The sequence below is a fragment of the Aeromonas sp. HMWF014 genome, from assembly GCF_963878295.1.
Taxonomy (GTDB): domain Bacteria; phylum Pseudomonadota; class Gammaproteobacteria; order Enterobacterales; family Aeromonadaceae; genus Aeromonas; species Aeromonas popoffii.
The window spans coordinates 1-9,284 of sequence record NZ_CAWNYS010000158.1 but is presented as its reverse complement, the minus strand read 5'-3'; the positions used below and the strand labels follow the sequence as shown (position 1 = coordinate 9,284).

The 9,284-nt window shown below is 58.9% G+C and carries 7 protein-coding genes and 1 pseudogene; 2 read left to right on the top strand and 6 right to left on the bottom strand.

The window, feature by feature from the left end:
* Positions 1–148: pseudogene (locus AAC083_RS06355) on the top strand (transporter); the annotation flags it as partial.
* 45 nt (positions 149–193) lie between these two features.
* On the opposite strand, the gene AAC083_RS06350 reads toward AAC083_RS06355, so the two are convergent.
* From AAC083_RS06350 to cyoA, 6 genes are all read right to left on the bottom strand, one after another.
* Positions 194–1,555 (bottom strand): MFS transporter, encoded by a 1,362-nt coding sequence (locus AAC083_RS06350; RefSeq protein ID WP_108536108.1) that lies wholly within the window; start codon positions 1,553–1,555, stop codon positions 194–196.
* Positions 1,556–1,837: 282 nt separating this feature from the next.
* Positions 1,838–2,731: a heme o synthase gene (cyoE, locus tag AAC083_RS06345; protein WP_108536107.1), complete on the bottom strand. Its 894-nt coding sequence runs from the start codon at positions 2,729–2,731 to the stop codon at positions 1,838–1,840.
* 10 nt (positions 2,732–2,741) lie between these two features.
* A complete protein-coding gene (locus tag AAC083_RS06340) occupies positions 2,742–3,074 on the bottom strand; it encodes a cytochrome o ubiquinol oxidase subunit IV (RefSeq protein WP_108536106.1) in 333 nt (110 codons plus the stop codon).
* Positions 3,075–3,689 carry a cytochrome o ubiquinol oxidase subunit III gene (locus AAC083_RS06335; protein WP_108536105.1) on the bottom strand — a complete coding sequence of 205 codons (615 nt, stop codon included), beginning with the start codon at positions 3,687–3,689 and terminating at the stop codon, positions 3,075–3,077. It abuts the gene before it with no gap.
* A 4-nt stretch (positions 3,690–3,693) separates the two neighbouring features.
* Complete coding sequence (gene cyoB / locus AAC083_RS06330; protein ID WP_042038453.1) at positions 3,694–5,670, bottom strand: cytochrome o ubiquinol oxidase subunit I; 1,977 nt, start codon at positions 5,668–5,670, stop codon at positions 3,694–3,696.
* Between the two features lie 3 nt (positions 5,671–5,673).
* On the bottom strand, positions 5,674–6,699 hold the full coding sequence (gene cyoA, locus AAC083_RS06325; protein WP_108536104.1) for a cytochrome o ubiquinol oxidase subunit II: 1,026 nt from the start codon (positions 6,697–6,699) through the stop codon (positions 5,674–5,676).
* A gap of 611 nt (positions 6,700–7,310) precedes the next feature.
* On the opposite strand from cyoA, the gene AAC083_RS06320 reads away from it, so the two are divergent.
* On the top strand, positions 7,311–9,236 hold the full coding sequence (locus tag AAC083_RS06320) for an NAD(P)-binding protein (protein ID WP_108536103.1): 1,926 nt from the start codon (positions 7,311–7,313) through the stop codon (positions 9,234–9,236).
* Positions 9,237–9,284 lie beyond the last annotated feature (48 nt).

The window sequence follows — 9,284 nt, the reverse complement described above, 5'->3', positions numbered from 1 at the left end:
GATCCAGATAGACAGCGTCAGCTACCCGGACAAGCCGCTCTCGGCCCTGGCCAAGGTGAGCGACAGCGAGCTGCTCGGCATCTACCGCGATGCACTGCGCACCTACGGCCTGTGGAGCTATCGCTCGGCCCCGCTGATCGAGCGCTGATCCACATTGCGCCAGATTGGCAGGCAGTTTGTTGATGGCAACGCATCAGGCGGCTATCAGCCGCTCCAGATCGCTGCGTGTGAGGTGCTTGGTATCCACCTTCACATAGAGTGAATGCTCGGCCGGCGCCAGCAGCACATCGCTCACCCCGTCACAGGCGCGGATCCGCTGCTCCAGCGCCGGGCTCGCCGCCACCCCTGCCGGCAACACAATGCGCAGGCTGCTCACATAAGGGGGCTCCTGCATGGTGAGGCTGACCCCAAGCCAGGCCAGCGCCAGCAGGGCACAACTGCCAAACACCAGCACGCCGCCGCCCAGGCTGTAGAGCAAGCCCCCCAGACTGCCGCCGATGGCGACCCCGATGAACTGGCTGGTGGAGTAGACCCCCATGGCGGTGCCCTTGTAACCCGGTGGCGACTCCTTGCTGATGAGCGACGGCAGCAGCGCCTCCATCACGTTGAAGCCGATGAAGAAGAGCTGCAACCCGGCGAGCAGGCCCCACAACTGCAGCCCGGCCTGCCACAACACCACTTCGGCGATGAGCATCACCAACACGCAGATCTGGAATACCCGCTTCATCTGGCGGCGTTTTTCGGCATAGATGATGAAGGGCACCACGCTGACAAAGGCGACCAGCATGGTGACCAGATAGGCCTGCCACTGGCTGTCACGGGGCAGACCGGCTTGTTCGAGCAGCGACGGTAGCGCCACGAAGCTCGACATCAGCAGGGTGTGCACGCAGAGGATACCGAGGTTGAGTTTGAGCAGGCGCGGATTGGTAAGCACGGTGCGCATCCCGCCCCTGACCATGCTGGACTCGCGATTGAGCAGGTGGCCGGTCGGGGTCGGCACCAGCCAGAGGGTGATGGCGATGCCCCCCAGCGCCAGCAGAGCGATGAGCCAGAACAGGCCGGAGAGCCCCAGCGCATGGGTGATGAGGGGGCCCGTCACCATGGCGATGGCGAAGGTGATGCCAAAGCTCACCCCGATGAAAGCCATCGCCTTGGTGCGGTTCTGCTCGCGGGTGAGATCCGAGAGCAGGGCCATCACGGCGGCGGAGATGGCACCGCTGCCCTGTAGGGCGCGGCCGAGAATGACACCCCAGATGGAGTGGGTCAGCGCCGCGACCACGCTGCCCAGCGCAAACATCAGCAGACCGGCGACGATCAGCGGCTTGCGGCCGATGCGATCGGAGAGCAAGCCGAACGGGATCTGGAACAGCGCCTGGGTCAGGCCATAAATACCGATGGCAAGGCCGATCAGGGCTTCGGAGGCGCCCGCCAGGGACATGCCGTAGGTGGTCAACACCGGCAGCACCATAAACATGCCGAGCATGCGCAAGGAGAAGACGGAGCCGAGCGCCCAGGTCGCGCGGCGCTCGCCCCTCGTCATGGTGAAATCATTCATGAAGGCCTCGATAGGTCAAAGAGAAAAGAGATGCAAGGGGTGGATGACGCAAGGCGCGCCACCCCCGAACAACGGGAAACGTGCCCCGCAGGGCGGGCCCCATAATAACAGAGCCGGGAAGGTTCCCGGCTCTGGATTTCATGCATTCAGGGGCGCAGCTCTCACTATCGGCGCAGTCTGCTCACCAATACCGGCATCGCATCCGGCTGGCAATCCACCGACATCATCACGTTCAGGCAGGTGAAGATGATGACGACGCTGGAGAACATCTCCGCCTCAGGGTCAGGGCAGCATGCTCACCAATACCGGCGTCGCATCCGGCTGGAAATCCACCGACATCATCACGCTCAGGCAGGTAATGGTGACGATGGAGAACATGAACAGCTTGCGGGCCCAGAGTGCATCATCCACCACCTGCTTGTAACCCGACAACGCCATGCCCAGCCACCAGACGCTGACCGCCGTCGCCACGATCAGATACTTGTAACCGGCGTAACCGCCTAAAAACAGCATCAACGTCGGCACCATAAAGGCCAGTATGTAGAGGGTAATGTGGTGTTTGGCCACGACAATCCCCTTCACCACCGGCAGCACGGGTATGTTGGCCGCCTGATAATCCTTGAAGCGGAAGATGGCAATCGCATAGGAGTGCGGCATCTGCCACAGGCTGAAGATCGCCAGCAGGATCAAGGCGCCCGAGTCGAACTGACCGCTCACGGCGCAGTAGCCGATGACGGGTGGCGCGGCGCCGGAGAGGCTGCCGACCAGGGTGCCATAGACGGAGTGACGCTTCATGTAGAGGCTATAGACCCCCACATAGACCAGGAAGCCCAGCACGGCCAACAAGGCAGCCAACGGATTGGCCGCAAAGTAGAGCAGTGCAATGCCCGCAACGCCGAGCGCGCTCGCATACCAGAGCGAGACGCCGGGGGCGATGAGCCCCTTCACCAGGGCGCGGTTCTTGGTGCGCTCCATGATGCAGTCGATGTCCCGGTCGATGTAGTTGTTGAACACACAACCGGAGGCCACCACCAGGGAGACACCCGCCATGGTCAGGATGAACAGGGGCACATCCAGGCTCCCCTTGGAGGCCAGCAGGAATCCGCCGATCACCGAGATGAGGTTACCGAAAATGATGCCCGGCTTGGTCACTTGCAGGTATTGCTTCATCATCACATCAAGCCGCTCAGTGAACCATCATGTTGACGTTGAGGTTGTACATGATCCACAGGGAACCCACGACCACGATGGCGATGATGAGCACGGTAAACACCAGTGCCACCAGGTTCCAGCGCTCCTCTGAGGAGGTGTTCATGTGCAGGAAGTAGATCAGATGCACAAAGATCTGCACCACCGCCATGGCCACCACAGTGCCCAGCACCATGGCGTGGGAGGCGGATCCGTCCATCACCATCCAGAAGGGGATCGCGGTCAGGATAACCGACAGCACGAAACCGATGAGATAGCTCTTGGCGCTGCCGTGGCTGGCGCCGTGCTTATCAACTGCATGAGTACTCATTTACATCGCTCCCATCAGATAGACCACGGTGAAAACGCAGATCCACACCACGTCCAGGAAGTGCCAGAACAGGCTCAGGCACATCAGACGGGTACGGTTGCGCTCGGTCAGCCCCTTCTTGTTCACCAGCACCATCATCACGATGATCCAGACAAGGCCGCTGGTCACGTGGATCCCGTGGGTACCGACCAGGGTGAAGAAGGCGGAGAGGAAACCACTGCGCTGCGGGCCGAAACCTTGGGCGATCAGGTGGTGGAACTCGTAGATCTCCATGGCGATGAAGCCGGCGCCGAGCAGGAAGGTGACCAGCAACCAGCCATTGACGGCGGAGACCTGGTTCTTGTTCATGGCCAGCATGCCAAAACCGAAGGTGATGCTGCTAAACAGCAGCAGCATGGTTTCACCAAACACGAACGGCAGCTCGAAGATATCCTTGCCGCTGGGGCCACCGGCGGTGCCGTTGACCAGGACCGCATACGTTGCGAACAGGGTCGCAAACAGGATGCAGTCACTCATCAGGTAGATCCAGAAACCGAACACCTTGGTGGCACCGGCATCATGGTGCCCATGATCGTCATGGGCGCCGTGAGTGTGATGTAGAACGTCAGTCGCCATGGAATTAAGCCACCTTGTTGAAATTTTCAAAATGCTGACACTCGATCCGCTCGATCTCGTCAACCTGCACGTAGTAATCCACGTCGTCATTGAAGCTGTGGATGATCCAGGTGGCTATCATGCCGACGAAGCCGGCGATGGCCATCCACCAGATGTGCCACACCATGGCGAAACCGAACACCACACTAAAGGCAGCGATAATGACACCGGCCCCCGAGTTTTTCGGCATGTGGATCGGGTCATAGCGCTTGGGTTGCTGATAGGCAGACCCATCCTGCTTGGCTTCCCAGAAGGCATCCAGGCCGGTGATCTTCGGCTCGATGGCGAAGTTGTAGAAGGGCGGCGGTGAAGAGGTCGACCACTCCAGGGTACGGCCACCCCAGGGATCGCCAGTCAGATCGCGGTTCTTCTCGCGGTCACGAATACTGACCACCACCTGGATCGCCTGACACAGAACACCGATGGCAATCAGGCCGGCACCGCAGGCAGCCACGACCAGCCAGCCGTGGAACTCGGGATCTATGTTCTGACTGACCCGACGGGTCATGCCCATGAAGCCCAGCACGTAGAGCGGCAGGAAGGCCACGAAGAAGCCGGTGATCCAGCACCAGAAGGCACGCTTGCCCCAGACCTCATCCAGCTTGAAGCCGAACGCCTTTGGGAACCAGTAGGTGATACCGGCAAAGCAACCGAACACCACGCCACCGATGATGACGTTGTGGAAGTGGGCGATCAGGAACAGGCTGTTGTGCAGCACGAAGTTGGCGGCCGGCACCGAGAGCAGTACCCCGGTCATGCCACCCACGGTGAAGGTGATGATGAAGCCGACGGTCCACAACATGGGTGAGGTGAACTCGATGCGGCCGCGATACATGGTGAACAGCCAGTTGAAGATCTTCACCCCGGTCGGGATGGAGATGATCATGGTGGTGATGCCGAAGAAGGCATTCACGTTGGCGCCCGATCCCATGGTGAAGAAGTGGTGCAGCCAGACCACGAAGGAGAGCACGGTAATGGCCACGGTCGCCCACACCAGGGAGGTGTAACCGAACAGCTTCTTCTTGCAGAAGGTCGCCACCACTTCGGAGAAGATCCCGAACACCGGCAGCACCAGGATATACACCTCGGGGTGACCCCAGGCCCAGATGAGGTTGATGTACATCATCATGTTGCCACCCATGTCATTGGTAAAGAAATGGGTACCCAGGTAACGGTCTGCGGTGAGCAGGGCTATGGTGACGGTCAGGATCGGGAAGGAGGCGATGATCAGTATGTTGGCGCACAGCGCGGTCCAGGTGAACACCGGCAACCGCATCATGGTCATGCCGGGGGCACGCATCCTGATGATGGTGGCAAAGAAGTTGACGCCGGTCAGCAGGGTGCCTAACCCCGAGATCTGCAGACTCCAGATCCAGTAATCGACCCCGACCCCGGGACTGAACTCCTTGCCCGACAAGGGCGGATAGGCCAGCCAGCCGGTCTGGGCAAATTCACCGACCCCGAGGGAGACGTTGATCAGCACCACGGCGGCAGCGGTAAACCAGAAGCTCAGGTTGTTGAGGAAGGGAAAAGCCACGTCACGGGCACCGATCTGCAGCGGCACCACTATGTTCATCAGGCCGATCACCAGTGGCATGGCCACGAAGAAGATCATGATGACGCCGTGGGCGGTGAAGATCTGGTCGTAGTGGTGGGGCGGCAATATGCCTTCGCCACCGGCCGAGGCCATCACCTGCTGGGTACGCATCATGACCGCATCGGCAAAGCCGCGCAGCAGCATGATCATCCCCAGGATGAGATACATGATACCGAGACGCTTGTGATCCACAGAGGTGAACCACTCTTTCCACAGATACTGCCACTTGCCGAAATAGGTGATCAGCCCGGCGATGGCCAGCCCGCCCAATAAGATAGCGACTATCGTGACCATGATAATGGGTTCATGGTACGGGACAGCGTCGAGCGTTAATTTTCCAAACATCAATTATTCCTCGGATCCTGCTTTCACACTCTTGTCATCCATCGGCATGGCCATATGCCCGGCATGATCCATGGGGGCATCATGGGTCATCTTGTCATGGTCCATTGCTTGATGATCCATGGCGTCGCCATGCTGCATGGCCCCCTCGTGCGCCATACCCTGGTGCTCAGCCGGTGTCATGTCACCCATGAACTTGTTGATCACATTGACGAACAGGGCCGGGTCGGCACTGGCGAAATACGCCACCGGATTGTTCTGGCTCTGCTTGGCCAGGGCCTCGAACTCGGCCATGGTGGTGAGCATATTGGGTGACTGTTTTACCTTGGCGACCCAGGCATCGAAGTCGGCCTGATCCCGCGTCGCGATGGCCTGGAACTTCATGCCCGAGAAACCGGCGCCGCTGTAACTGCCGGAGATCCCCTTGTACTGGCCCGCCTCGTTGGCGATGAGATGCAACTTGGTCTGCATGCCAGCCATGGCGTAAATCTGACCGCCCAGCTGGGGAATGAAGAAGGAGTTCATCACTGTGTCTGAAGTCACCCGGAAATTGACCGGGGTATTGACTGGGAAGGCCAGTTCATTGACTGAGGCGATCCCCAATTCCGGATAGACGAACAGCCACTTCCAGTCGAGGGAAATAACATCGACCTGAATCGGCTTGACGTCTGATTCCAGCGGTTTATAAGGATCCAGCGAGTGGGACGTTTTCCAGGTAATAACCGCCAGAATGGCGACAATAATGACGGGTACGGTCCAGACGACCGCTTCAATCTTGTTGGAGTGAGACCAATCCGGGGTATATTTGGCGTTGGTATTGGATGCTCTGTATTTACGAGAGAATGCCACTGCCATAATAATCACAGGGATCACCACAATTAACATCAGCCCGATGGCCGTTAATATCAGTGATTTCTGTTCCAGACCAATCTGCCCTTTGGGGCTCATTAGAGCCATGTCGCAACCACTGAGCAAGCCAGTGGTCGCGAGCAACAGCAAGGCGCCCAAGCCCCTTTTTACATCAGGTCTCATGCCGTGTCCTCATCTTCGCAAGGCGTAAAGTTGTAATAAAAACGCAGCATTCTATTGCATCGGGGGGGGATGTGAACAACATGAAAAATTAATCCCGAATTTGTGTTCGGTTTGGAATTGACCTGTGAAGCATGTTAATAACTTGACGGCAAGGTATTTATCAAAGAGGATAAATAACCAATTCATCATCTGCTGACTTCATTTCACCCAAATATTGTTGATTGAATAGACAGAGCGCGACTTGCCCTTGTATTTGACAGGGTTAAAATGCCCCTTTCATTGCTATTTGTATAAAATATCATCGCTATTTTCAGCGCCACCAGCGAACAGACCGGCTATCAAGCAGAACTCAATCAGGGCCATAATTAATCAAATTAAACTCTAATTAATTCCATGGATTTGATGGGGCCATCGTCCGTAAAGAAGCATATTGCATGCATTGCCAGGGGCCGAATCCATCACCAGACTCATCATTTTGCTTAATAAGTTATCATCAAAGCCATGGACTCCATCTGGATATCGCGTTAGGTTGCGCCCCTTCGTTACCAAGCCAGTCACGAATTCAACCTTATCCCACTTCCCATTTGACTCTTAATACAACAGGGATTGCCATGAGTATCACACGCAGAGACTTTCTCAACGGCGTAGCCATAGCGATTGCAGCCGGTGTCGCCCCCATCAATCTGCTGCAAGCGGCGCAAGGCGGCAACACGCTGGCCGACAAGACGCTTGCCTACCCGCCCGCCCTCACCGGCCTGCGCGGCAACCACCCGGGCTCTTTCGAACCGGCCCACAACATCGCCCGTGACGGCAAGCAGTATGACTTCGCCAATGTTCCCCTTGAGGGGGAGGTCGATCTGGTGATCGTCGGCGCCGGGATCAGCGGCCTGGCCGCCGCCTGCTTCTATCAGCAGTTGCTCGGGGCGGATAAAAAGATCCTGCTGCTCGACAACCACGACGACTTTGGCGGTCACGCCAAGCGCAACGAGTTCACCACCCCCGATGGCCTGCGGCTGGGTTATGGCGGCAGCGAATCCCTGCAATCGCCGCGATCCGTCTACAGCCCGGTGGCGCTGGGGCTGCTCAAGGCGCTGGAGGTCAACATCGACGAGCTGGCCAAAGGGTTCCAGCAGACCTTCTATCCGGATCTGGGGCTCAGCCGCGGTGTCTATTTCGATGAGCAGCACTTTGGCGTCAACAAGATAGTGAACGGGGATCCGGGCCACAACGTGGCGGACGACATCCCGCGCGATCGCCTGAATGGCCGTCCGCTGGCAGAGTTTATCGGTGACTTCCCCCTCGATGATGCCGACAAGGCCGCCCTGCTGGCGCTGCACGAATCTAAGATCGACTACCTGAGCGGCATGACCCGCGAAGAGAAAGACCTCTGGGTGACACGCAACAGCTACACCAGTTTCCTGCGCGATAAAGTGGGGCTCAGCGAGCGGGCGATCACCTACTTCCAGCAGCGCACCAACGACTTCCAGGCGGTCGGCATCGACGCCACCGCCTGCGCCGATGCGCGCCTCTGCGCCTTGCCGGGCTTCGACGGGCTGGATCTCACTCCTCTCGATGCCGAGGAGCAGGCAGAGCTGGACGATCCTTACATCTTCCACTTCCCGGACGGCAACGCCGGTCTCACCCGCCTGATGGTGCGCAAGCTGATCCCGCAGGTGGCGCCGGGTCACACCATGCAGGACGTGGTGCTGGCCAAGTTTGACTACAGCAAGCTCGATCTGCCTGAGCACAAGGTGCAACTGCGCTTGGGCAGCACAGCGCTGCAGGCCAAAAACGCGCGCCTCGCCGACGGCAAGCTGGCGGTGGATGTCACCTACATCAAAGAGGGGAAACTGCATCGGGTGCGGGCCAAGCAGTCCGTCATGGCCGGCTACAACATGATGATCCCCTACATGGTGCCCGAGATGCCGGAGCCCCAGAAGGAGGCGCTGCGCCAGAATGCCAAGGCGCCGCTGGTCTACACCAAGGTGGTGATCAAGAACTGGCAAGCCTTCGTCAAGCTGGGGGTGCACGAGGTCTACTCCCCCGCCGCCCCCTACAGCCGGGTCAAGCTCGACTATCCGGTCAGCATGGGTGGCTACGAGCATCCCAAGAGCCCGGATCAGCCCATGTGCCTGCACATGGTCTATGTACCGACCCTGCCGGGCAGCGGCCTCTCGGCCCGCGAACAGTCCCGCAAGGGGCGCGCCATGATCCTCGGCATGCCGTTCGAGCAGCATGAACAGATGATCCGCGAACAGCTGCAGGGGATGCTCGGCAGCGCCGGTTTCAACCATGAGCAGGATATCCTCGCCATCACGGTCAACCGCTGGTCTCACGGCTACTCCTATGTCACCAACACCCTGTTTGATGACGAAGCACAGTGCGAAAAATGGATTGAACTGGGTCGCCAGCCAATTGGCAACATCACCATCGCCAACTCGGATGCAGGCTGGAGCCCCTACGCCCACGCCGCCATCGACGAAGCGTGGCGCGCTGTCAACGAGCTGGTTGCCATGAGCAAGGGAGGTGCCCAATGAACCGCGCCCTGTCACTGACGGCCAGCGCCCTGCTGCTGGCCCTGCCCG

Excerpts from the sequence above, each read along its gene's own strand:
- AAC083_RS06350 (WP_108536108.1), bottom strand. The coding sequence starts at position 1,555 with ATGAATGATTTCACCATGACGAGGGGCGAGCGCCGCGCGACCTGGGCG.
- AAC083_RS06340 (WP_108536106.1), bottom strand. The coding sequence starts at position 3,074 with ATGAGTACTCATGCAGTTGATAAGCACGGCGCCAGCCACGGCAGCGCC.
- AAC083_RS06335 (WP_108536105.1), bottom strand. The coding sequence starts at position 3,689 with ATGGCGACTGACGTTCTACATCACACTCACGGCGCCCATGACGATCAT.
- cyoB (WP_042038453.1), bottom strand. The coding sequence starts at position 5,670 with ATGTTTGGAAAATTAACGCTCGACGCTGTCCCGTACCATGAACCCATT.
- cyoA (WP_108536104.1), bottom strand. The coding sequence starts at position 6,699 with ATGAGACCTGATGTAAAAAGGGGCTTGGGCGCCTTGCTGTTGCTCGCG.
- AAC083_RS06320 (WP_108536103.1), top strand. The coding sequence starts at position 7,311 with ATGAGTATCACACGCAGAGACTTTCTCAACGGCGTAGCCATAGCGATT.